Annotated in this window: 24 protein-coding genes; 8 read left to right on the forward strand and 16 right to left on the reverse strand. The window is 39.6% G+C overall.

The window, feature by feature from the left end; genetic code table 11:
• Nucleotides 1–36: 36 nt before the first annotated feature.
• On the reverse strand, nt 37–786 hold the full coding sequence (locus MKL51_RS09420; protein ID WP_017481617.1) for a GntR family transcriptional regulator: 750 nt from the start codon (nt 784–786) through the stop codon (nt 37–39).
• Between the two features lie 397 nt (nt 787–1,183).
• On the opposite strand from MKL51_RS09420, the gene MKL51_RS09425 reads away from it, so the two are divergent.
• Together MKL51_RS09425 and MKL51_RS09430 are read left to right on the forward strand one after the other, a co-directional pair.
• Nucleotides 1,184–2,653, forward strand: a complete 1,470-nt coding sequence (locus tag MKL51_RS09425; protein ID WP_017481616.1) for an NCS1 family nucleobase:cation symporter-1 — start codon at nt 1,184–1,186, stop codon at nt 2,651–2,653.
• Nucleotides 2,650–3,384 carry an aspartate/glutamate racemase family protein gene (locus MKL51_RS09430; RefSeq protein ID WP_017481615.1) on the forward strand — a complete coding sequence of 245 codons (735 nt, stop codon included), beginning with the start codon at nt 2,650–2,652 and terminating at the stop codon, nt 3,382–3,384. The genes MKL51_RS09425 and MKL51_RS09430 overlap by 4 nt, the downstream gene beginning before the upstream one ends.
• Nucleotides 3,385–3,454: 70 nt before the next feature.
• On the opposite strand, the gene tauD is transcribed toward MKL51_RS09430, so the two are convergent.
• Genes tauD through tauA form a run of 4 tightly spaced genes read right to left on the reverse strand, consistent with a single transcriptional unit; the run spans nt 3,455 to nt 7,055 of the window.
• Complete coding sequence (tauD, locus tag MKL51_RS09435) at nt 3,455–4,336, reverse strand: taurine dioxygenase (RefSeq protein WP_017481614.1); 882 nt, start codon at nt 4,334–4,336, stop codon at nt 3,455–3,457.
• 8 nt (nt 4,337–4,344) lie between these two features.
• Complete coding sequence (gene tauC, locus MKL51_RS09440) at nt 4,345–5,214, reverse strand: taurine ABC transporter permease TauC (RefSeq protein WP_017481613.1); 870 nt, start codon at nt 5,212–5,214, stop codon at nt 4,345–4,347.
• Nucleotides 5,211–6,005, reverse strand: a complete 795-nt coding sequence (locus tag MKL51_RS09445) for a taurine ABC transporter ATP-binding protein (RefSeq protein ID WP_017481612.1) — start codon at nt 6,003–6,005, stop codon at nt 5,211–5,213. Before MKL51_RS09445 ends, tauC begins: the two co-directional genes overlap by 4 nt.
• Before the next feature lie 9 nt (nt 6,006–6,014).
• Nucleotides 6,015–7,055, reverse strand: coding sequence for a taurine ABC transporter substrate-binding protein (gene tauA, locus MKL51_RS09450; protein ID WP_017481611.1), 1,041 nt, complete (start codon nt 7,053–7,055; stop codon nt 6,015–6,017).
• 453 nt (nt 7,056–7,508) lie between these two features.
• Here tauA and MKL51_RS09455 point away from each other — a divergent pair, with 453 nt between their 5' ends.
• Complete coding sequence (locus tag MKL51_RS09455; RefSeq protein ID WP_017481610.1) at nt 7,509–8,693, forward strand: hypothetical protein; 1,185 nt, start codon at nt 7,509–7,511, stop codon at nt 8,691–8,693.
• A gap of 61 nt (nt 8,694–8,754) precedes the next feature.
• On the opposite strand, the gene MKL51_RS09460 is transcribed toward MKL51_RS09455, so the two are convergent.
• From MKL51_RS09460 to MKL51_RS09475, 4 genes are all read right to left on the reverse strand, one after another.
• Entirely contained in the window at nt 8,755–10,221 is a 1,467-nt protein-coding gene (locus tag MKL51_RS09460; RefSeq protein ID WP_017481609.1) for an MFS transporter, read from the reverse strand.
• Nucleotides 10,222–10,415: 194 nt separating this feature from the next.
• Nucleotides 10,416–11,807, reverse strand: a complete 1,392-nt coding sequence (locus MKL51_RS09465; RefSeq protein ID WP_017481608.1) for an LLM class flavin-dependent oxidoreductase — start codon at nt 11,805–11,807, stop codon at nt 10,416–10,418.
• A gap of 174 nt (nt 11,808–11,981) precedes the next feature.
• A complete protein-coding gene (locus tag MKL51_RS09470; protein WP_017481607.1) occupies nt 11,982–13,277 on the reverse strand; it encodes an acyl-CoA dehydrogenase family protein in 1,296 nt (431 codons plus the stop codon).
• A gap of 118 nt (nt 13,278–13,395) precedes the next feature.
• Nucleotides 13,396–14,214, reverse strand: a complete 819-nt coding sequence (locus tag MKL51_RS09475; protein ID WP_017481606.1) for a hypothetical protein — start codon at nt 14,212–14,214, stop codon at nt 13,396–13,398.
• Nucleotides 14,215–14,857: 643 nt separating this feature from the next.
• On the opposite strand from MKL51_RS09475, the gene MKL51_RS09480 reads away from it, so the two are divergent.
• The 5 genes from MKL51_RS09480 (at nt 14,858) to MKL51_RS09500 (ending at nt 19,987) form a co-directional block, all read left to right on the forward strand.
• Nucleotides 14,858–16,303 carry a cytochrome ubiquinol oxidase subunit I gene (locus MKL51_RS09480; protein WP_017481605.1) on the forward strand — a complete coding sequence of 482 codons (1,446 nt, stop codon included), beginning with the start codon at nt 14,858–14,860 and terminating at the stop codon, nt 16,301–16,303.
• Complete coding sequence (cydB, locus tag MKL51_RS09485; protein WP_004702253.1) at nt 16,296–17,303, forward strand: cytochrome d ubiquinol oxidase subunit II; 1,008 nt, start codon at nt 16,296–16,298, stop codon at nt 17,301–17,303. Before MKL51_RS09480 ends, cydB begins: the two co-directional genes overlap by 8 nt.
• A 14-nt stretch (nt 17,304–17,317) precedes the next feature.
• On the forward strand, nt 17,318–17,452 hold the full coding sequence (locus MKL51_RS09490) for a hypothetical protein (protein ID WP_005076466.1): 135 nt from the start codon (nt 17,318–17,320) through the stop codon (nt 17,450–17,452).
• 98 nt (nt 17,453–17,550) lie between these two features.
• Nucleotides 17,551–18,969 (forward strand): aminotransferase-like domain-containing protein, encoded by a 1,419-nt coding sequence (locus tag MKL51_RS09495; RefSeq protein WP_017481604.1) that lies wholly within the window; start codon nt 17,551–17,553, stop codon nt 18,967–18,969.
• A 100-nt stretch (nt 18,970–19,069) separates the two neighbouring features.
• Nucleotides 19,070–19,987 (forward strand): LysR family transcriptional regulator, encoded by a 918-nt coding sequence (locus tag MKL51_RS09500; protein WP_017481603.1) that lies wholly within the window; start codon nt 19,070–19,072, stop codon nt 19,985–19,987.
• A gap of 54 nt (nt 19,988–20,041) precedes the next feature.
• On the opposite strand, the gene madM is transcribed toward MKL51_RS09500, so the two are convergent.
• The 7 genes from madM to MKL51_RS09535 are packed head-to-tail and all read right to left on the reverse strand — an operon-like array spanning nt 20,042 to nt 24,821.
• Nucleotides 20,042–20,803, reverse strand: a complete 762-nt coding sequence (madM, locus tag MKL51_RS09505) for a malonate transporter subunit MadM (RefSeq protein ID WP_000338775.1) — start codon at nt 20,801–20,803, stop codon at nt 20,042–20,044.
• A gap of 44 nt (nt 20,804–20,847) precedes the next feature.
• A complete protein-coding gene (gene madL / locus MKL51_RS09510) occupies nt 20,848–21,249 on the reverse strand; it encodes a malonate transporter subunit MadL (RefSeq protein WP_002114391.1) in 402 nt (133 codons plus the stop codon).
• A gap of 53 nt (nt 21,250–21,302) precedes the next feature.
• Complete coding sequence (mdcH, locus tag MKL51_RS09515) at nt 21,303–22,235, reverse strand: malonate decarboxylase subunit epsilon (protein WP_017481602.1); 933 nt, start codon at nt 22,233–22,235, stop codon at nt 21,303–21,305.
• A gap of 13 nt (nt 22,236–22,248) precedes the next feature.
• Complete coding sequence (locus MKL51_RS09520; RefSeq protein WP_025468449.1) at nt 22,249–22,863, reverse strand: malonate decarboxylase holo-ACP synthase; 615 nt, start codon at nt 22,861–22,863, stop codon at nt 22,249–22,251.
• A complete protein-coding gene (mdcE, locus tag MKL51_RS09525; protein ID WP_017481600.1) occupies nt 22,854–23,681 on the reverse strand; it encodes a biotin-independent malonate decarboxylase subunit gamma in 828 nt (275 codons plus the stop codon). Before mdcE ends, MKL51_RS09520 begins: the two co-directional genes overlap by 10 nt.
• Nucleotides 23,678–24,529, reverse strand: coding sequence for a biotin-independent malonate decarboxylase subunit beta (locus tag MKL51_RS09530; RefSeq protein WP_017481599.1), 852 nt, complete (start codon nt 24,527–24,529; stop codon nt 23,678–23,680). Before MKL51_RS09530 ends, mdcE begins: the two co-directional genes overlap by 4 nt.
• Complete coding sequence (locus tag MKL51_RS09535) at nt 24,522–24,821, reverse strand: malonate decarboxylase subunit delta (protein ID WP_025468447.1); 300 nt, start codon at nt 24,819–24,821, stop codon at nt 24,522–24,524. The genes MKL51_RS09530 and MKL51_RS09535 overlap by 8 nt, the downstream gene beginning before the upstream one ends.
• Nucleotides 24,822–24,823 lie beyond the last annotated feature (2 nt).

Below are 24,823 nucleotides of genomic sequence, written 5' to 3' on the forward strand. Positions count from 1 at the left end.
GTCTGGGCCTTTTCCATCGGAATTGGCCCATAGTTTTCAGTTAGTTTGAATGGTTTCGATCTTCTTATTTTTAAATAAATTTAATAAATTTTGTTCTGGTGACGCTGTGCTGTCTTCTTGAATAAATGTCGTCGCGTAGTGTTCTAAATGCTCTTCCATCAATTGAGTTGCTCGTTTTTCATCACCGTGCTCAATTGCATCTAAAATTGCACGGTGTTCATCTGCAGAACAATTATTATGTTTTGGAATTTCATATAACCCAATTAATAACGAAGTTCTCGCAATAAGTGTCTGCAAATAATTAGTCATGATCGTATTCTGATTTGCTTCAATCAATTTCAAATGAAATTGTCCTGATAGCTTAATCCACTCAGCCCAATTACCAGCTAATCGCTCTTGCGACTCTTGATCGACTAAGGCTCGAAGCTCACTAAAATCTAAGTGATGAGACTTTTGAGCTAACTTTTTTACAGTTACAATTTCAAGCATGCTGCGTGCTTCAAAGACTTCTTTTGTTTCATGAGCACTATGTTTTGCGATGAGTGCCCCACGATTGGGCTGAATTTCGATGACCTTATCATGGGCAAGTTTTACGAAAACACGTCTTAACACTCCCCTCGTTACACCGAATGCCTCACATAGGGGTGCTTCAACCAAACGCGCCCCTGGTGTAAGTTGCCTATTTAAAATGGCATCAACAATAGCGTTATATATATGGTCATCAATTTCATCATTGCTCATTTCTACGGCTTTTTTTAGTGCATTTGATGGCATTGATTTCTCCATTTTTATTAACGCCTCCTCTTTTTAAAACTTTATCTAATAACTGTAGTGTAAGTTTAACTTAACCTTTTGGGAATATTACTCTCATTTCCACAGCATATATGTGCTACTGAACAATTCAAAAATAAACCTTAAAATATCAGCTTATATAACTAAGTTTATGTACTTTTTATAAAAATTAATCTCTTCTCATTTTATAAAGCTGTCTCTTTATATCCAAATTCCGTACCAGTTTAAACAATCTCATCAATGCTACCCCCGAATTTGGCACAACTTTTGCTCAATAGAATTGTGCACAATTAAAATAACACATTGTGCACAATTTTAACTTCATTCTTTAGCCAGAGTTTCGAGCTGCTGAAGAATGTGCCCGCCCAACATAGGGAAGTGAGTGTTCAAGATGAATAATACCGAAGCAATAATTAAACCTTCTTATGATGCAAAGCTAACAAATCAAGACCTAGCTCCTTTAAAAAAGCAAACTTGGGGCGCTTATAATATTTTTGCCTTTTGGATGTCGGACGTTCATAGTGTCGGTGGCTATGTCATGGCCGGAAGTCTCTTTGCTCTTGGGCTGAACAGCTGGCAGGTACTTCTCTCTTTACTCATCGGCATTGCAATAGTTCAGTTTTTTACAAATCTGATTGCCAAGTCTAGCCAACAAACTGGCACGCCCTATCCGGTTATTTGCCGTGCAACCTTTGGTGTGCTTGGTGCAAACATACCTGCCGTTATTCGTGGTCTTATTGCTGTTGCATGGTATGGCATTCAGACCTATTTGGCCTCAAGTGCTTTCTTATTGGTTATTTTAAAATTTTTTCCAGAATGGTCAGTCTATGCCAATGTTTCAAATTACGGCTTTCTCGGGCTTTCCTATTTAGGATGGGTTGGCTTCATGCTGCTTTGGCTGCTGCAAGCGATTGTTTTTTGGTCTGGAATGGACAGCATTCGTAAGTTTATTGATTGGGCAGGTCCGGCTGTCTACGTTGTGATGTTTGCGATGGCAGTCTGGCTCATATGGAAAGCTGGATGGCAGAATATTGATTTAAACCTAAGTGGTGTTCAATACGATGGTTTTGCTGTTGTACCGGTCATGATTGGTGCTATTGCTCTCGTTGTCTCATATTTTTCAGGTCCAATGCTGAATTTTGGCGACTTCTCTCGTTATGGTAAAAGCTTTAACGCGATTAAAATGGGGAACTTTCTTGGCTTACCGATTAACTTCTTAGGCTTTTCTTTACTTACTGTAGTTTGTATTGCGGCAACACTTCCAGTCTACGGTAAGCTCATTACAGACCCTGTCGAGATGGTTGGAAAACTTGATAATACATTTGTGGTGATTTTAGGCAGCTTGACCTTAATGATTGCCACTATTGGAATTAATATTGTCGCTAACTTTGTTTCACCTGCCTTTGATTTTTCTAATGTTTCACCGAGCAAAATTAGTTGGCGCATGGGTGGAATGATTGCAGCAGTAGGTTCAATTTTCATTACCCCATGGAATTTATTTAATAACCCTCAAGTGATCCATTACACCATTGATATTTTAGGTGCATTTATCGGTCCACTTTTCGGTGTATTGCTCGCCGATTTTTACCTCGTTAAAAAACAAAAAATCGAAGTGGATGATCTATATACTTTAGATGCTCAAGGCTTGTATTGGTATAAAAATGGTTATAACTACTCTGCCTTTTATGCCTTAATTCCTGCTTCATTAATTCCTATTCTCTGCGTACTTTTACCACAACTGTCGGGGCTTGCTAATTTCACATGGTTTATTGGGATGGGATTCGGTTTTGTCATTTACCGATTTCTTAACCAACCGCTTGCCCATGCTAAATCGGCAATGACTAAGGCAAAAGCACAATGAAAATTAAAATTATTAATCCCAATACTACTCAAAGCATGACTGACAAAATTGCTGCATCAGCAAATATAGTTGCGAGTTCTGGTACTCAAATTATTGCAGTGAGTCCTCAAATGGGCCCTGCTACGATTGAAAGTTATTATGATGAAGCACTAAGTGCTGTAGGTGTGCTAGAGGAAATTCGCCAAGGTGAACAGCAAAATGTAGATGCCTATATCATTGCCTGTTTTGGTGACCCTGCACTTTATGCTGCCCGTGAAATCACTTCGGCACCTGTGATTGGGATTGCCGAAGCAGCTATGCGAACTGCAAGTTATGTCAGTACCGGTTTTAGTGTGGTCACAACCTTACAACGCACAGTGAATATGAGCTGGCATCTGGCTCATCGCTATGGGGCTACACCATTTTGCAAAAATGTTCGAGCTTGTGACATTGCAGTTGAAGAGTTGGAGCTTCCTGACTCAGATGCTTATCGAACAATACGAGATGAATGCAAAAAAGCACTGGCTGAAGATAAAAGCGATGCGATTGTTTTAGGATGTGCAGGTATGAGTGATTTGTGTCTAAAGCTACAAAACGAGTTAGGCGTAATCGTTATTGACGGCGTTGCTGCAGCCGTTAAACAAGCTGAAATGATAGTTCAATTAAATTTAAAAACCAGCAAAGTCGGTGATTGGTCCTCACCTCCTGTAAAGAACTACACAGGTATATTGTCGGGTTTTGGAACACAATAGAGATAACTTACTGTTTCAATTCCAACTCAAAATGCTACGTTGGAATTGAAACAAAGAATAATTAAAGGAATTAAGCCTCTGCTAACTCTGGCTGTTGTTCTTCTTTATAAAATGGCACATCGCCATTAATAGTTGCACGGTGCATGATGCGATGGGCATCGCCATAATCAAATAATGCTTTATGTTGTGTGCAACGGTTATCCCAAATCGCGACGTCACCGTCTTGCCATTTCCAGCGTAAATGAAACTGCTCTTGGGTCGCATGCTCAAACAAGAAATTAAGTAATTGCTCACTTTCTTGTTCAGGTAACTCATTAATTTGTGTGGTAAAGCCCTCACTTACAAACAACAAAGGCTCGCCTGTGACCGGATGGGTACGCACCACTGGATGAACCACTGGAGGATTACGCTTAAAGGTTTGCAACAGCTTTTCACGCTCTTCTTCGTTATGGGCAAAACGTTCAAGTGGAAAAGACTTACGAATATCGTGGGTTGCAGTTAAGCCACGCAATTTTTGCTGCAACGCAAGCGGAAGCCCTTTAAAAGCTGCTGTGTTGCTCGACCACAACGTGTCCCCGCCTACAGGTGGAATTTTAATAGCTTGCAACACACAACCTAAAGGTGGAGTTTTACTAAAAGTCACATCTGTGTGCCAAAGTTCATTGTCACGTAAGTCTTGTTTCCAACTATCAAGCACCATGACTTCCGGCACATCCTCAATAGAAGGATAAATCGGGTGCACATGTAAGGTACCAAAACTACGGGCCAAGTCTGCTTGTGCTTGCGGTGCTAATTGTTGCTTTCGAAAAAAAATGACCTGATGATCAAGCAAAGCCTGCTGGATTTGTTGCGTTGTCTGTTCATTTAACGCATTCAAATCAATATCGTGAATAATTGCGCCAATGGTAGGCTTGATCACTTCAATATTTAAGTTTGCTACTACTGTATTCATCTTCTTTACTACAACTGTTGACCATACCAAGGAGAAAACTGTTTTTGTAACCAACGTAAAAACAGCTCAAAACTAACTGCGACAATCGCAATCACAATAATGCCCAGAATCACCGTATCGGTAATTAAGAACTGTGCTGCCGATTGCACCATAAAACCAATACCACGGTCCGCTGCAACCAACTCTGCTGCAACTAATGTTGACCAGCCCACCCCAAGACCAATACGAATACCGGTAATAATATGAGGTAAAGCTGTTGGCAAAATGACATGCCAAAAGACTTGTGACTGACTTGCCCCTAGCGACAATGCCGCACGTTCACGATTAAGCTGATGGCTTAACACGCCATGCGCACTACTAATAATGACAGGCGCCAAAATCGAGAAGAAAATCAAAAGTACTTTTGTGGTTTCGCCAATACCGAACCAAATTACGAGTAAGGGTAAATAAGCTAACGGCGGAATTGGACGTAATAATTCAACTAAAGGATCTAGAACAGCACGAACCCATTTGTTCAGACCCATCCATAAGCCTAGCGGAACGCCAATCACCACGGCAGCAATCAAAGCTAAAAACACACGCGAGATACTAGCGGCCAAGTGTTGCCACAAAGTCGCCTTCATAAAGCCTTCTTGGCTGACCGATATAAATTTTTGCCAGACTGCCTGTGGGCTCGGTAAAAACAGTTCAGGTACCACATGCAAAGCAGTAATGAGGAACCAGAGTGCAACCACACTTCCCACACTAATTATGCTAACTGCCAAAGTGCGATGCTTCTCAAAGAATGACGATAGAAAAGAAGCACTTTCTGTTTGTACATCTGGCTTAATTTTTAGCTCTGCCTTGTCATATTCATAGACGTTATCTTTAGTATTCATGTAGGTAACGCCTCCTTACCATTTTGTTTTTGTGCCCTTAAACTTTCAAACAGCTGTTCTCTGAGCTGAATAAATTGAGGGTCCGACTTAATCGAACGAATAGACTCGCCCTGACGATATCGTTTAGCAAAATCGAGATGTAGAGTTTCTACAATTTTGCCCGGATGCGCTGTCATCAGTAGTAACTGATTGCTGAGCAATAATGCTTCTTCAATGTCATGAGTAATCAAAAAGAAGCTTTTATTTTGTTGAATCCATAAATCGAGCACTAACTGCTGCATGTTTTCACGCGTAAAAGCATCTAATGCGGCAAAAGGTTCATCTAATAAAATAAACGGCGCGTGACTGATCAAAGCTCTGGCAATACCAACACGTTGTTTCATACCACCGGAAAGTTCCCAGATATTGGCTTTTTCAACGTGACTTAAACCCACAATTTTTAAAATTGCACTCACTTGTTTCTCGATCTCTGCACGTTTTAACCCTTTTAACTGCAAAGCGAAGCCAACATTATCTGCAACATTCAACCAAGGAAGTAAGGCGTGATCCTGAAATACAACAGCGCGAGTTACATCTGGTCCAGTTACCACTTCATGATTTACAAGCACATCACCTGAACTCGGCTTTTGAAAGCCTGCCAAGATATTAAGCAAGGTTGTTTTGCCACAACCAGACTCACCCAAAATGACGGTTAAAGAACCTTCTTCAATAGTTAGGTTAATGTCTTGTAAAACTGGCTTTTGCTGTTTAGGAAAAGTCAGATGAATATGTTTGGCTTCTAATACACTCATGACAACTCCTTAAGGCTGCAAAAATGAAGAATTCACATTGCCTTTATAATCGGCTTTCAATTGATCAACCTTGCCCTGACCTTTTAAGAATTTCGCTGTATCAAAAATATTTTGTGCGAATTCGCCATCTAACGTTTGTTTTTGCTGTGTACGGTCAAGGTAAATATTTCCACCTAATAAAAGCGGGATATCTTTTGAATCAGAACCTGTGAGCTGCGCAATTTTTTGCACGTTATCGGCATCTTTAACGTAAGCGGCTGGGTCTTGGTTATATTTTTCGAGTTGCTCAAGTGTGGTTTGGACAAAAGCTTTTAAAAAGTCAGGATTTTTCTCTGCAAAATCTTTACGTACAACCCATAAGTCATAAGTTGGGGCACCCCACTCACCGACTTGTTTCGAGTCAGTTAAAACCGTACCAGATGCTTTGGCTTTACTTAAAGCAGGTTCCCAAACATAGGCAGCATCAATATCACCACGTTCCCATGCAGCTGAAATTTCAGGTGGACGCAAGTTAATAATTTTTACTTTGTCTTCTGGAATGTTCCAATGTTTAAGTGCAGACAAAAGGCTGTAATGGGTTGTTGAAACAAACGGTACAGCAATGGTTTTGCCAATTAAATCTTGAGGGCTTTTTATACCTGATTTATTACTTACCACTAATGCTTCAGACCCACCAAGTTTTGAAGTAATTAAGAATACTTCAATCGGTAAATCACGGCTTGCGGCAGCAGCAAGTGGACTTGATCCAATATTGCCAAGTACCACATCACCTGAAGCAAGTGCATTTACAACATCTGAACCCGCATCAAATTTTTTCCATTGAATGGTACGTTGACTATGTTTTTCATAGTCTCCATTCGCCTGTGCAACTTTGCTTGGGTCAACTCCGGTTTGATAAGCAATCACGACAGGTTTGTTGTCACGAACTGAAGCACCCGTATTATTATCTTTCTTATTTTGCCATACGATAAATGCAACAATTGCTACAACCACAATTGCCGTGATAATCAACGGTTTGGTCTTTGTGCTCATAATTTCATGATCTTTCAATAATATAAGCTCATGGTATGCAGCTGGCTTTATAATGAAAAATAAAAAAATATGAGTTGCTTATCTAATTTTTATAAATAACTTTTCCTTATAAGTTTTTATCTTTTGGTAAAAAGCAAATTCCAAGTAAACTTACAGATTAAAATAAAAATAAAAATAAAAATAAAAATACTTATATATCAATAATTAAAAACCATATTCACAAATCATATGATTAGGCAAGCCTGACAGACGGCCTCTAAGTATTTTATCCTCTCATATTTGATCATTTTTATTTTTGCTTATTGCATCCAGAGTTTTGCATCTAATTAATTTTCATTCTTTTATATAAAGTTCAGATTTTATTATCTTTTTATCTTAAAACCTCTGCAAATATTGAGATTTGGGCAAATCTTTTTCTGGTTTATACATGACGCAAATTTAATTTTTATTTTTAAGAGGAGAAAAATTCTTTTGTTTAAACATTCTCAAATTTTGAAAAAAACATTAATTACAACGTCTTTGATTACATTCAGCCTTTCAAGTCATGCAGCACTTACCTTTGGCAATGCTGAAGAAGGTGAACTTAAAGTAAGTGGTACTGTTCGGGCTAAATATATTTATGATTTTGACTCTGAACCCACTACCAGTAAGTTTTCCTTTAATGACGCCGTATTATGGCTGGACTATAACTCTCCGAAATGGATTGGTCGTTTAGATTATCGGGTTTATGAATATTATGGGCGTTTAGGCGATGCCAATTGGCTCACCGATGCATGGATGGGTTATAAAATTAATGACAACAGTAAAATTATTGCTGGCTTAAACCCCGTTCCTTTTGGCTTGGGTCGCTTTTGGGGAAATACTTATTATTTAGGCATTGCCAATAGTGCCGGTTGGGAAGATGTACACAACCTTGGGGTGAAATATGATTTCAATGATGGAACTAATGAAGCACAACTCGCCTTTTATCCTACCGATGGTGGCACCTATAGAGGTAAAAGCAAAGACTCGAGTCGATTTAGTATCAACCCAGTCAATGCGGATGACTCTGTACCACAAGGCACCAATACTAAAGAAAAGAACTCCATTGTTGTTCGCGGTGCTCATACCTTTAAAAATGTCTTAGGCCAAGAAAATTTCTCTACTCAACTGGGTGCCTCTGCATGGTATTCCACTATTGAAAATAAACGTTCAGGGCAAGATGGCGATCGCCAAGTCTATTCAGTTTTTAGCAATACCAATTATAACCAATGGAATTTACAGCTTTTGGCTGGTTATCAAGACATTGATAATGCCGACACTGAATATAAAGACCACCTAACTTTGGGCGGTTTCGATTATTCATTTAACTCGGCAACCAAAGGTCAGATTTATTCAGCCGAACTGAGCTATTTATTTCCTCAGCAATTTGGCCCTATTACCTCTGTTCGTCCATACCTAAACTATAGTTCTTATCGCAAAGAGCAAGATGGCTTTAAAGACTCCACCCGTTTTATTCCGGGTATTGCGTTTAATTATCAAAAATTGACGGTACAAGCCGAGTTGCTGATGGGGAAACATGACCCATATTTAGGCGATAGCGAAGGCCTTGCGGCTGGTGGAAGCAATGATAAATGGAACAAAAAAGCGTTTGTGATTTTTGCTTATTACTTCTAACTCCAAGAACAAAGGCCAACAATTGTTGGCCTTTGTTTTCATTTAGATATCTATTTTTACTCTAGTCGATTACAGGTGAATTATTGAGAGGAAGTTCTGTTTTATCTTCATCAATAACATCGACATCTTGGGCGGTAGGCTCAAACTTAATCAGTAGTCCAATCACAATTAAAGGAATAAATGCAAAGATAGAAATAATCAGGTAAACATCGGTTTTATATCCCGCCATCCAGATTGGTAAAACAAACAAAGCGATTGCTTGAGCAACACCCGTTACTGCACGGTTAAAGCCAACACCAACGCCACGAATCGAAGCTGGATAAGCCATAGTTGGATAAACCATCATTTGTGCCCCAGGCCCAAAGCCTTCGGCAAAAAGCCACAAACCCAGCATGCCAATTGCGGTGTAAAGTAAAAGGCTATTACCGGGTTCACCAATGAATGCCAATGCAATGAGGGCTATAAACTGGAGTAAAAAGCCTGTAAGCAACACATGACGAGATTTAAATCTGCTGGCAACAAATACACCTAACAGCCCGCCCGTAAATGCAAACAATAAATTAAGCCCGAGTGTTGTAGTAATGGTTGTCAAGACATCGGTATGAAAGAAACGTGTTAAAATAGAAGGTAAAAAGAAAGCAATGGTCGTGTACTGAAATGCCACCGAAATGTGAATCACAATCGCTACTATGGTTCTTGGTAAATAGGTTTTATTAAATAAAACTGCAAAACCCTCGCGCTTTTTCTTTTCAGCAGTTCTTTCTACTTTTTCAACTGTAGCGACTGCATTAATTGCATAGGATTCTTGTAGAACTTTAGCTGCACCTTTTAAATCGCCTTGGTTTGCAAGCCAGATTGGTGATTCAGTTAAATATTTACCGCGAATAAAAATAATGAGTAACGCTGGCACTGCTCCAAAAATTAAAGATGCTCGCCATAACCAGTTGCTATGCTCAGGGGGTAAAAGGAAATAAAGCGCCAGAACTAGACCAAAACAGACCGAAGAAGCGGCATACCACATTGGGCACCATGCGGCTAACCGCGCTGCCTTGTTGCTACTACCGTTAAACTTGGAAAACTCAGATAAGTATGACATTGCCACAGGCAAATCAATACCAACACTAATCCCCATAATAAATCTGGCTAAAATCAACACCCATACATTCGGTGCAAAACCAGCAACAATTGCAGCAATTACAAACAGCACCATGTCTGCCATGAAGACTCGATAACGGCCAATTTTATCTGTCAGCCAACCACCAATCAGGTTACCCACAATGGTTCCGCAGACAATTGCTGAAGCCACCACACCCGTCATTACAGGGCTTAAAGAAAACTCTGAGATAACTTGCTCAATACCAAAGGACAGCGTTGTTAAATCATAGGCGTCAATAAACACCCCAATCAGTGCCAACCAAATAACTTTATTCGATTTACCCTTCCCTGCAAATTTGGAAATTAATTGTGAAACATCATCGGGAGATTTAATTTCATAACGATGGTTATGATCGAGTTCTTGTGTGCTCACTTAATAATTCCTAAACTTTAATAACAGGAACAAAATAATGATTATTCACATAATACAAAAACAAATTAATCTGATGTTTTAATCTAAATTATAGAATTATCTTTTCATTATTAACTCAGCAATAAAACCGATATAAAAAGACAAAATAAAAGCTGGTATTTAACCAGCTATTTATTTAAAGGCTTCCTAAAATATTAACTCGCCTCAGCAAGTTTTAACTCTTTTAGATTACGATATTTTGCACCGCGGTGATTTTCAGGCAAATATGGCCCGGCACCAAATAATTTTTCTCTTAATGTTCCTTGTGCATAAGAGGTTTGATATACCCCTCGTTTTTGCAACTCTGGAACAATAAACTCAACTACATCGGCAAAGGTTTGATGCGCCAAAATATAGGCAAGGTTAAAGCCATCGACATCGGTATCTTCAACCCATTGTTGTAAAGCATCTGAAACTGTTTCTGCCGAACCCACTAACACAGGTCCATTCCCACCTAAGCTGTTCCAATTTGCAATTTCTTCAATGGTCCAAACACGTTCTGGGTCTGCATTTACATAAGAATCCAATAAAGATTGAATGGCGTTGGTTTGAATATATTCAACTTTGTCGGTCGGTTGATATTGTGAAAAATCCACTCCCGACCAGCCAGACAGCAATGTTAAAGCACCATCGTAGCTTCCGTAGCTTTGATATTCTTTAAACTTAGCCTGCGCTTTTGCATCGGTTTCATCAGTGATAATCGACAGAAGTGCATAAATTTTAACTGAGTACGGGTCGCGGCCTTCTTGAGCCAATTTTTGGCGAATGCCCTGTACCACTTTTTTAGTGGCAATTTTAGAAGGCGCTGCAATAAATACGCACTCGGCATTTTGACTAGCAAACTTCTGGCCGCGTGATGACGCACCTGCTTGGTAGAGTACAGGCGTCCGCTGCGGTGATGGTTCACAAATATGGATGCCCGGTACAGTAAAATATTTACCCTCGTGCTGAATTGGATGCACTTTTCTATGATCAGCAAAGATACCGCTTTCACGATCGCGAAGTACCGAACCTTCTTCCCAAGACCCTTCCCAAAGTTTGTAAAGGACTTCTAAATATTCATCAGCAATATCATAACGATTGTCATGATTGACCTGAGTTTTCAGGCCTAAGTTTTTCGAACCACTTTCCAAATAAGAAGTCACGATATTCCATCCAACTCGCCCTTTGGTTAAATGGTCTAGCGTGCTAATACGTCTAGCAAAAGGATAAGGATGTTCAAAGGAAATAGAGGTCGTGACACCAAAACCCAGGTGCTTTGTGACTGCGGCCATCGCAGGCACGATCTGTAGCGGATCATTGACTGGAACTTGTACTGCACCTGTTAAGGCATGTTCAGCACTTTGATGGTAAACGTCATAAATACCAAGCACATCTGCAATAAAAATACCGTCAAAAAAACCACGCTCAAGTATTTGTGCTAAGTCTGTCCAATATTCTAAATCTTTATATTCAACAGATCGATCTTGAGGATGCCGCCATAATCCAGGAGATTGGTGGGCAATACAATTCATTTCAAAAGCATTAAAACTAATTTTCTTAGTCATAAACTATCAACCAGCATTTTATTTAATTTTTATACTAAAGCAATTTTTAGGTTTTCTTTATAATATAAACCCCAAACAAAATATGATTTTATTCTAATAGGTTTTTATAATTTATTTTAAAAATATAAATAATATTAAGCCGCAAAATAGCAGCTTAATATCTAAAACTATAATTTATTTTTTAGCAACATTCCCTATTCGCCATTGATACGGTGGTAATGTACCGTTTACACTAAAATCACCGACAATTCGATTTTTAAATACTCTCGGGTTATGTGAAGATAACGTTCGTACATTACGCCAGTATCGATCTAAGCCTAAATCTTTATCTGTTGCGGAAGCACCTAAAGCGTCAAATAAAATCGTAGAAGCATTTAAAATTAGATCGGTAATGACCGTTTGAGACTGCGCACTTTCAAGTTCGGCAAGCGCATTTTGTTCTTCTTCAAGCTGCTCATTATTTTGAAATGCAGCCAAGTAAGCACGTTGTAAGCTTTGTGCGACTTTTTCAACAATCGCCCCTGCACTGTAAGCCGCACCACGAATTTGTCCTACGACTTGTAAAATTTGTGGATCCTGTTTTACAAATTGGGCATTCGCATGCGTATAGTTTCGAGTACGTTTAGCAACAGCTTGAGAAACATCATAGGTTGCAGCACGCCCTAGCCCTGTAATAATTGCCAATTGAACCAGTTGATAGTAAGCCGCTGAATATTTAAAACGGTCATCATCAGGTAAAATTTCAGTTTCATCGACCAATACATCATGGAAATATGCTGTACCACTTGCAGTGAGTTGCTGACCAAAGCCATTCCAGTCATCAACAATTTCGACACCTTCATCTTCACGGCGAACAACGACCGAACCAGATTCACCCTTTAAATCTGTTACACCAACATCAACCCAGTCTGCATATAAACTCCCTGTGGTGTAATATTTTTTACCTTTAACGCGAATTTTTCCTTCACTGTCTCGATACAAATGTGTTTCAAACTGATCAATTGACTCTTTCCCACCTTCTGACCATGCGCTACCGATTGTTTCTCCATTTGCAATTCGGCTAAACCAACGCTGTTGAAACGTTTTGTCTTTACTTACCAAGACATCTTCAGTGAAACCAAAATGCACACGCAAAGCTTGCGGTAAGTTTGAGTCCGCTTCTGCAAGTTCAATGAGTAAGGCAAATAATTCAGGAATGGTTGCATCAAAGCCCCCATGAGCTTTGGGAAGTCGTAAGCGTGTAAACCCGATATCTTTAAGCCACTGAAGTTGTTCATAAGGCAAAATATGCTGTTGCTCACGGATTAAAGCCCCTTCTTTAATACGGGCAAAAGTTGGTCTGAAATGTTGTGCCAACTCATCATAACGTTCTGAAGGCCCTTCACCCCACACCCGAGAAATAATTGAGGCCTGACTAAGTGCTGCATGCGTTAGAGAACCGAGATGATGCTCAAAATTTAAATTTGTCATGTAAGTAAAACCAATATTGCTTTGCTTTTACCATAAAATATTTATTTCACATGAAAACGATTATTTTTTTATAACTGTATTCATTCTTTATATAACGCAAAACAAAAGCCTGAAAGCGCTAAGCAATCTCTTTCTTGTTAAGACTATGCTGACTTTGCAATAAGGTTTGCATATATTCTGAATAGACAGATAACTTTTCAAAAATATGTTCTGAATAAAACATGTCGTCAATTAAATGCGTCATTTGAGGCGTCGTGAAAGTGTCACAGAGTGCTACCAATTCAGCATTCATTTGAGCAAATTTCGCGCATAATTTGACATAAGTTTCATCTTTATTTTTGAATAATAATTTCCGCATTTCTAAGCTATTTAAATTTTTCAAGTCATCATCTTTTGTGGTTTTAATCCAATAAATTTTGACCTTTAAAAATTGCTCTAATGCTGCTAATTGCTCGATATCTATGTCTAAACTCGTAATTAAAAACACTGTAGAGAGATCACTTCGGCATAGTGCCTTGATGAGGCTTAAATAGATAAATTCAACTTCATTAAGCTCCGCCAGCTCCAAGTCGATATAAATTTTTAAGCTGTCTAAAACATCATCTACTTTGAATAAGGCTTTTTTTTCAGCTTGGTAATATTTATTAAGAATAGAAAGTACAGGCGTAGTCGCAGGCGTTGTATAAATAGCAGCCTTGTTTAAGTTCGCAAAAATAAATGGTGAAAATAGATAAGCCACACTACTTTGCTGTGGCTCAATATGAGATTGGATTAAATATACAGTTTCAGATTTAGAAAAGTCTCTGAGTACTTTCGCTCTTAATAAAGTAGCTTCAAAATTAACGTAAGTCTGCTCTAACTGAGCCAATATAGATACAGGAATAGGCTGATTTTTAATAATTTTATGCAGGACATTGAGTTGAGAAGTAATAAACATTTTTTAACATCCAAGCTATTTTAGAAGAGCTACACTTAAATCAGGTCTTTAATAACCTACGTAACAACCAGACCTCACGCAAAACAACAAAGGAATAAAAGAGAAGAAACTATTCTGCGCTTATTACCCAAAGTCGCATTCACTTTGTTTTGGTGAGTGATTTTGGCCATTCGTAAATCTTGTTCATTTATTTTGGACTTTTGAAGAATGGATACATAGCTACAGATAATTGAAAAAAAACTATAGCACACCTCATGACTGCTCCAAACTGTTATAGTTTTATAAAAAATTTCTGTATCTACATATACAAAAAGAGTAAGTGCATGATTAAGGAAACTTCTTAAGGTAGGTAGTTTTCATGAGACGATCTATTGCATATCGCCAGATATTTCATCAATGTTTCAATGCAACATGCATTTTTACAAATGCAACATCAAGCATAAACTTTGTTAACAGATTGAGAACAATCAATCAGTCTATTCTCTTGGAATATCAAGCAATTATATTGCTTAACCCTGTTGGCATTTTACTTGCTAAGAACATTTATCACAGAAGTAAGTTTAATCGCCAAAATACTTTGTTGCCTGAAAATAAGTATTTAACTCATTTAACCATCATCAGCTAGTTCACAGGGGGAAAGTTTATGAGCCTCGGTCTAACCGCTCTAGAATTAGCGCGAATACAATTTGCTTTTACAGTATCCTTCCATATTATTTTTCCGGCCACTTCCATCGGTCTTGCCTGCTTTTTAGCAGTGTTAGAGTGGAAATGGTTAAGAACCCAAGACCCGATTTATAAAGATCTATTTAAATACTGGATTAAGATCTTTGCCGTTGCCTTTGGTATGGGTGTGGTCTCGGGCGTAGTCATGAGTTACCAGTTCGGTACGAACTGGAGTGAATTTTCACGTGTCGCCGGAAGTATTACTGGTCCCTTACTTACCTATGAAGTCTTGAGTGCCTTCTTCTTAGAAGCAGGTTTCTTAGGCATTATGCTGTTTGGTTGGGGCCGTGTTGGTCCTCGAGCCCATTTCTTCGCAACACTTATGGTTGCCATCGGAACATGTATTTCCATGTTCTGGATCTTATCTTCGAATAGCTGGATGCAGACCCCTCAAGGCTTTGCTATCGAAAATGGCATTATTGTGCCAAAAGACTGGTTTGCAATTGTCTTTAACCCATCCTTCCCTTACCGCTTTGCCCACATGGGTGCAGCAGCTTTCTTAGTTTCATCATTATTGGTCGTCGGAACATCTGCATGGCATTTAGTAAAAGGCCGTCGCGATGAGTTGGTAAAAAAATCGTTCTCGATGGGTCTCTGGATGGTACTTGTGACTTCATGTTTGCAAGTAGTGATTGGCGATAACCATGGGTTAAACACCCGTGAACATCAACCTGCCAAACTTGCAGCAATGGAAGGACATTGGGAAACTAATCACAATGAACCAATGCCATTATTGCTATTTGCAATTCCAGATATGAAAGAAGAACGTAACCACTTCGAAGTAGGTGTTCCTTATTTGGGTAGCTTAATTTTAACGCATAGCTTAGATGGCCAAGTGACAGGTTTAAAAGATTTCGCACCAGAAGATCGTCCAAATTCAACCATCGTTTTCTGGAGCTTCCGTGTGATGGTGGGTCTTGGTGTACTCATGGTCACTTTGTCTTTAATTGCGCTTTGGTTACGTAAGCGTGGAAAACTCTATGAAACATCTTGGTTCCATAAATTTGCTTTAGTAATGGGGCCTTCTGGTTACGTTGCCATGCTTGCAGGTTGGGTAACAACTGAAGTCGGTCGTCAACCGTGGGTTGTATACGGCATTATGCGCACAAAAGACGGGCTTTCACATACTGTTTCCGCAGATCAGGTCGGACTTAGTCTCATTATTTTTGTGGTGGTCTATACCATCGTTTTTGGTAGCGGTATCTACTACACCTTAAAACTGATTAATAAAGGCCCTGTATTTATCGATACACCAAATGTTGAAACTGGTGGCGTTGGACACTTTAAAACACCAATGCGTCCACTCAGTGCGGTCGATGAAAACATTGACGATAATCAAAAATCTGGGGAGAACCGTCATGATTGATCTTTCTTTAATATGGGTCGGTATTATCGGTTTAGGTGTCATGATTTATGTGGTCATGGATGGCTTCGACTTAGGAATCGGAATTATGTTCCCCTTCATTAAGAACAGCCAAGAACGTGACGTGATGATGAATACCGTTGCCCCTGTCTGGGATGGTAATGAAACGTGGATGGTGCTCGGCGGCGCTGGTCTATATGCTGCATTCCCACTGGTCTATTCAACAGTTTTATCAGCACTATATTTACCGATCATTTTCATGGTGATTGCCCTGATTTTCCGTGGCGTGGCGTTTGAATTCCGCTTTAAAGCTCATCGCACCAAACATCTTTGGGATTTAGCCTTTATCTGGGGTTCAATTTTAACCAGCTTTCTCCAAGGGATTATTTTGGGTGCTTATATTCAAGGAATCAAAACCGAAAATGGTATTTATGCTGGTGGTCCATTTGACTGGTTATCTCCATTTACGATCTTTACAGGTATTGGTGTAGTTGCCATGTATGCCACTTTAGGCTGTGGATGGCTGATTTTAAAAACCGAAAAAGGTTTGCAGCAACGTATGTATGAGCTTATGCCAAAGCTGATTATTGCACTGCTCATTATTTTTGGTGGCGTGAGTTTATATACGCCGTTGACTCATCCTGAAATTGCAGATCGCTGGTTCTCGTTACCAAACCTGTTCTATTTTAGTCCAGTACCGATTTTGGTCTTATTATTTGTTGGTCTGATTTTATCAGCATGTAAAAAGCAGGATCATGACCTCAAACCATTTGCATATACATTGGCCCTTGTTTTCCTTGCATTTACTGGTTTTGTGATTAGTTTATGGCCTTATATTATCCCGCCATCAGTCACAATCTGGCAAGCCGCAGCACCGCATTCAAGCCAGATGTTTGCTTTGGTCGGTGCGTTAATTCTGATTCCAATTATTATTGCTTACACCATCGTGTCTTATTGGGTATTTAGAGACAAAGTCCGTGTAGGTGACGAAGGTTATCATTAAGTATGGAGGGTTTTATGAAAAAGTCATCCGTTAAACTCAATCAAACCCAATGGTTTATTCTGCTATGGATCGGTGGTTTTTTAGCCTTAGCTGTGATTGCGGGATTGTTTAAAGTTATCTTGATTTATGCAGCCCCTTACTTAAAGTAAATCTATTGTTCTAAACAAATGCCGTTTGTAGATTCTGCAAACGGCATTTATTATTGATTAAGTGCTTCTTTCATTTTGTTATTTCGTGCAGCTCATACATGTATAAATCAGAACAACTCGCTCATAGCATTCGCCAACTCATTGAGAGCGGTACTTTAAATGCACATGAAAAATTACCGTCATTGAGAGATCAGGTACAACGTTCTGGTTTTAGTTTAATGACTGTCATGAATGCTTATCAGGAGCTTGAATCACAAGGTCTGATCTATTCAAAAGAAAAATCTGGCTACTTCGTTGCCGAGCAAATTGCACTTAAACCTTTAGAGCAATATTCAGTTGTTTCACTAAACTCTAAAATTGAAATTAATTCCTTAGTTTTTAAATATCTTAAGTCAATTCAACATGAATCTGTCGTACCTTTTGGTTCAGCTTTTCCGGACAGTCAGCTTTTAACAGCACCCAAACTTATTCAAATTATGGGGCAACTTGCGCGCCAAAGACAAAGTTATGACCAGACCACAAGCTTGCCTCCTGGTAATTTAGCCTTAAGAAAACTGATTGCTCAGCGCTACTGTATGCAAGGCATACAGACCGATCCAGATGACATTGTCATTACATCCGGAGGTTTAGATGCACTGAACCTTTCGCTACAAGCTGTCGCTCAACCCGGCGATTATATTTTATTACAGCAAACGGTGTTTTATGGGGCTTGGCAAGCCGCCGAGCGTTTAGGACTTAAAGTGATTACCATTCCCGAGCATCCACAACATGGTTTTGACCTAGAAGCTTTTGAACAAGTCATTCAAACCTATCCAATCAAAGTGTGCTGGCTCATGCTCAACGCCCATAACCCGATTGGTTTTACTGTTAGTGATGACATTAAATATAAAATTGCCAAGTTGCTTCACGAACACCAAATTTATTTGATTGAAGATGATGTCTATGAAGAGCTTTTTTATGGTGGCCAAAAACCACTTTCAATGAAGTATTTTGATCAACAAAATTTGGTGCTTCACTGCTCGTCTTTTTCTAAAACATTAGGTGCAGGTTTTCGGGTCGGTTGGGTCTATGCGGGTAAATTTTCAGACCATATTCAACACTTGCAACTCATGAGTACCATTTCAGTAAATGCACTTATTCAAAATGCATTGGTTGAGTTTTTATCTCATCATCATTATGAAAAGCACTTGCGTACACTTAGACTTTCACTTGAGCGTTATAAAAAGCAGTTTTATCACTATTTAAAGCAACATCTGCCTAGCTCTTGCGAAGTGTATTACTACCCAAGTGGTTATTTTCTTTGGGTTAAACTTCCTAGTGCGTTAGACAGTATGCAAGTTTATGAAGAGTTGATTCAGCAAGACATTGGTGTTGCGCCAAGCCCTCTGTTTAGTGTTTTACCTGCACAGCAGCATTATTTGAGAATTAACTGTTCTTTTGAATGGAACACTAAAATTCAAAGCGCATTAGATCAGGTTATCAAAACCATTCAACAAAGAGTTGAAGCAAGTTTATAAAGTTATACTTTGACCTAAGCACAATTTTATAGACTTTATTTTGTGGTAACTTTATAGCTCAAATCTATAGTTTTTAGGGAAACAGGTTCAAGGAATTAATATGGAAATTGATGAAGAACTTACCCTTAAAAAAATACAGATTTTTTTAGCTTTTATGCGCTGTGGAAATTTGTCTAAAACAGCCACAGAAATGCAGTTGAGTAATGTCAGTGTTCATAAAGCCTTACACTCTTTAGAAAGCGCTTTACGTTGCCCTCTTTTTAAAAATGAAGGCCGTAATCTCATTCCTTTAAAAAGTGCTTATGTCTTTGAAGAACGGGCACAAAAAATCGTACAAGACATTTTTATTACCGTAAATAAAACCAGAGAAGCCGCAGGCTTTGCAGCCAAGGTTTTACATTTAGGTTCTCTTTATTCTTTAACTGTAAATACGATTCCAAATGTGATTAGCGGCCTTAAAATCAGACGCAGTGAGCTTGATATTCAACTGTTGCTGAGCTCGAATCAGGATTTGGTGAAAAAGCTTAAAGCAACTGAGCTGGATGCCATTATCGTGGCTTTAAATGAAACCACTCAAGATGATGACTTTGAAATTTTGCCGATGTTTTCCGACGACATTTTTCTGGCAGTCAATAAAGATTCAAAATATGCCGATTTTAAAGATATTGATTTAAGCCTTTTAAAAGAAGAAACTTTTCTAACTTTAACTAAGGGTTTTGCAACTCATAACGACAGCGACATCATTTTTAAAAAAGCTGGTTTTTCACCAAAAGTTGCTTTACAGGTCAATGATATTTTTACCTTAATTAGTATGGTCAGCTCAGGCGTAGGTTTTGCACTATTACCCGGCCGTATTTCTGCGGTTTATGAAAGTTCGGTAAAACTTATTCCCTTAAAACAGCAATACCACTTGCAACAAGAAATTGGTCTGGTCTTTTTAAAAAGTAAAGAACGCGACCCAAACTTACTTGCTCTGATTGCTGAATGTCGAATGTTTGCCTCTAATTTTAAAAGATAAATATCGGCAACTTATTAAAGAATAATGAGTTGCCGTTGTAGGATTTTCAAAAATTTATCCAAAAATCGCATTAACAGTTAAGAAAAAGACAGAAGGTCCAAGTAAACACCCTAGTCCTGTATAGAAGGTTGCAACTAAAGCGCCATAAGGTACCAATCGTACATCTGTACCTGCCAATCCCGCAGCTGTACCACTGGTTGTTCCTGCCAAACCGCCAAAGACCATGGCAGAGCGTGGACTTTTTAGATACATAAATTTCGCAAGAAGTGGCGTACCGACCATAAAGAAAACTGACTTGATTAAACCAATTGCAATAGAAAGTGCGATGACATCAGAACTCGCGCCAATTGCAGTACCAGTAATTGGACCTACAATATAAGTCATTGCGCCTGCACCAATCGTTGTCATCGAAATTGGATCTCGATAGCCCATGCTCCATGCAACCAAAACTCCAATTGCAAAAGGCACAACACAACCAAGCATTAATGCAATTAGACCAATTTTGCCTGCTTTCTTCACTTCTTTCACATCAACTTCAAATGCAGTTGAAGCGATAGCTAAATCACGAATCATGGCTCCGCCCAACAGGGCAAAACCAGAAAAAATAGCGATGTCCGAAACACCTTTGGTTCCTTGCGTATAAACTCCTGCAAAGTAAGCAACAACCAAACCTAAAGTAATCGCAATTGCAGAACTTTGTAGTTTCCCTTTCGTCAAATATTTTGAGAGTAGATGGGAAACGAACATCATTAAACCCGTTACTGCAAGAGCAGTAACTAATGCATTTTTTGATAACACAGCAATTATAGCGTCCATCATTTAAATCCTTTTTGATTGAACTTTTTGTAGTTTATGTTTGCTTAGGCTATTTTTTCTTTGGATTCTATCGTCCATTCATAGGTTTCATAGTCGCCACTAATTCTATTTAAATAACGGATGACTAAAACCGTACCGATTAACGATGCAATAGAGACAATCAGTCCTAACATGCCCCCTGATAAAGCGGCAACCACATTTTGACCTGCTGACATCGCAACTACGATCGGAATATACATACCTGACCAATACAAGACGCCAAATTGTGTGACTTGAGGTAAGTAACCTTTTTTTGCCAATAACTCTTTAGATAAGATTAACAGAATCATCGAAATAGCCACTCCACCGACATTGGCTTTAACGCCTAATACCATGCCTAAGGTGTTGCCAAGATAGTCACCTAATAAATGGCAGATCGCTAATATTGCTGTTCCATAAATAATCATTGTAAATCCCTCATATCCTTGGGTTATTACTCAATTTTTAATTTGTATTGTAATTACAAAGAAGCATTATTTTCGTTTTGCATTGCCAATTGAATGCTGTCTAAACGTGTTCCCTGAAATGACAATACAGTTCCTTCTTTAAACGTTCGACGTGCAAGTGTAGTAAGTACCGTTCCCGGCAAAGCTTCTATCTGTAACCTTACACCTCGCTCCCATGCAGCTTGGATGGTGCTTTCCCAATCTACAGTTCGACTCATATTAAAAGCCAAGTCATCACCAATTTGTTCTGGCCTGCCAAGCGTACGAGCCGTTGTTCCACTTAAATAACGTATTTTAGGCTGCTTTAAAGTCACTCCCTCCATAGATGCTGCAAGTTGCTTTGCTTGCTGGCTTAATAATTCACAGTGCGATGGTACCGATACATCTAATTTTTTTGCCACCACGCCTTGTTGCTTTGCCAAAACAGCAACTTGGTTCATGGCTTCAAAGCTTCCTGAAATAACGATCTGGTTATGTGCATTAATATTTGCGACAAAAACCTTTGGCGTTATTTCATAAATCTGTTTGACCCATGCATCGACAGCTGAACGATCTGTACCAATCAGAGCTGTCATGCCATATCCAGCGGGGTAAGCGTTTTGCATAAGTTCACCTCGATAGGCAACCAAACGAACGGCATCCTCAAAGGCTAAAACTTCTGCTACAACCGCAGCCGACCATGCACCAATTGATAGACCAGCCACATAGTCAGGTGTTAAGTTTTCCGCTGTTAATAAAGCTGAACTCACCACACCTGAAATCAGTAAACAAAGCTGTACTGCACGTGTCGATTGCAATTCAGCCGGACTATCTAACATCAAGACATCTTCTTTGAGTGCATCCGATGCACGCTCAAGGTATTCTTTAACCAGAGCGTTTTGAGGTAAGTCGTGCAGCATATTGCTTCGTTGCACACCTTGTCCCGGATATACCCAAATTGAAGCCATGATATCTATTTCCCTAATTCCATGGGTTTTCTACTAAAACAGCACCCTCAGGACGTTTCAATAGAACTTTTCCACTGTTCCTAGCCCATTCTTTTAACGCCAACCCACCTTGTGGAAGTTGAAGCTGTATATCCACATTCAGCCTGGCTTGCTGAAAATTTTCGAGTAACTCAACTGCCTGCTTTTTGGCAAAAGGCTGTTCAGCTCGAATCAATAAATCTATGTCACTTTGCTCGGTTACTGTTTTAATGCCCGTTGCCAGTTCAAACCCAAAACTTCCTGTATATCCCCAGCATCCTGAAAAGTTTTTCATAATGTTAGAAATGCTCTGTAAACGTTCTACCAAGTGCTCAAACTGCTGCGTAACTGCATCTAGATTAGTCAATGCTTCGGGTTTAAGCTGTCTGCTAATTGCAGATCGTGACATTTGAGCTGCATAGCGTTGATGACGAAATTGCCCTCTTACACCCACAGCCACCTGATCTACCGGAGTAATTGCCCGTCGAACTACAACAGGATCACCTCGTTGCAATACTTCTTTCACCCAATATGGAGCATCATCGGCCAAGTAATCGACCGTCATGCCCCACAGTAAATCATGGGCTTCGAGCTTAAGTTTCATGACCATTGCTCACGCAATAATTCACGGACTTTTTTAGACATTTGACGGTTTTGGCCGTGAAGTCTTTGTTCCAACCCTCTCGATTGATCAGCATTAATTTCTTTAAATGCTCGAGCAATTGCCTGTTTTGCTAACAAAAGATCATCGTTTGTCGGTTGTTCAGGGTTTTCAACAGATAACAGTTCAGATAACAAACCCAGCGTGGCATAACTTTCAATGTCATAGGCCATTGGAGGAATGCTTGATGCCAATTGCTCTAACTCATCAACCGATCGTAAGGTAACGCGTGCAGCAGATTCCTTACCCATTGCATGCACCATAACACCTGAATCTTTTAAGGCAATAATACGATTGGCTTGGTATCCATGCGCCAAGAAAGCACCCGACATCGACTTACCTACCAATAAACTCACAATAGGATGACCTGCCAATCTGGCTCTGGCATAGCTATCTACTGCACCCGCTAAAGCTTGATGAATACCTAATAATTCTTCGCGGCGCCCATAGGCCTGACTTGGAACATCAACCAAACATAAAATAGCGCGTTTAGTTTCAGTCTGTGCATCGGCTTGAACCACGTCATCAACTGCTTTTGCTAAACTCCAGCCTTCTAAGAGTCCAACTTCCCCTTGTTTTGCCCGAGGGAACAGATTATTGCTGTCTTGAACAACGGCAATTACACGTACCGCTTGCTGGTCAATCTGACCATCAGACACCCAAACCGAAGCTGGAAAACCTTCAACTGTCTTAAAGTCCTGTGTAAATGCTTTAAACCAATGTGCACCACGAGTAGATGCTTTTAATGTATCAACGGCGATATTCATGCTTGCTCTCCTTGATACAAAGCTTTAACTTGTGCTGGGGTAATCTGCTCAGCAGTATCAACTTGTTGTAGCTTTTCTAAATAGAATGTGTAATTTGAACTACGATGCTGATGAGGTACCCCTTGAGTTAAATAATAGGTGACTTGCTGACGAATTTTCTGGCGATCATCGTCAACATAAGCATCTGCCAAACCACTAGCGAAACGCTGATTACCACCAGTAATACTCCATATAAATGGACGATCTTTGGCGTTATATTCTTGTACACCAGCTTCTTGTTCAATTACTTGCGGGCCATTTAAGCCTAAACGCCCTTCTTGTGTCATTACAATATAGCTACATAGGCCAGCCGCAATTGACATACCGCCGAAGCACCCTACACTGCCTGCGACCACAGCAATCACGGGTTGATACTGACGTAAGTTCACAATTGCAGCCTGAATTTCAGCAATTGCAGCCAAGCCTAGATTTGCTTCTTGTAAACGAACGCCACCCGTTTCCAACAATAAAATTGCAGCTGTTGGAATACCTTTTAGATTGTCTTCAACCGCAAGTTCTAAGGCACCCGCAATTTTGGCACCGCCCACCTCGCCTAAACTGCCACCTTGAAATAAACCTTCAATAGAAATTAAAACTACTGGCTGTTCTTGAATAGTTCCCTTTGCAATCACTACACCATCATCGGCTTGCGGCACAATGTTCTGTTTAACGAGCCAAGGCGACATAACACGTGCAAATGGGTCGAGTAACTCCCGAAAAGTCCCTTCATCTAATAGCGCTTTAGCACGCTTTCTCGCACTCAGCTCAATAAAATCTTGTTTATTTAACAAGCTCTCGATATCAGTCATGAGCAATCTCCTCTAATGCTTGTTCCAGACGTAAGCGAACAACACCGGGAGTTGCACCAAAGTCATGAATATCAATATTGACCGCTGGCGGTATTTGCGCAGTAAAAATTCGTTCAAAAAGATTGTGCCAACGTGCTGCACTGCCATCTACAGAGGTAACGACATGAATAGAGGTCTTTCCCTTTTCACCGGGTTCCATCAAAATTTCTAAATCGCCAGAGCCTACACATCCTACCAGTGCTTTTTTTACAGGTGGCTCTGTGGCCACAAATTCAAAATGAAGTGTTTCCATCA

The sequence above is a fragment of the Acinetobacter sp. AOR18_HL genome (genome assembly GCF_027855145.1).
Classification (GTDB): Bacteria; Pseudomonadota; Gammaproteobacteria; order Pseudomonadales; family Moraxellaceae; genus Acinetobacter; species Acinetobacter pittii.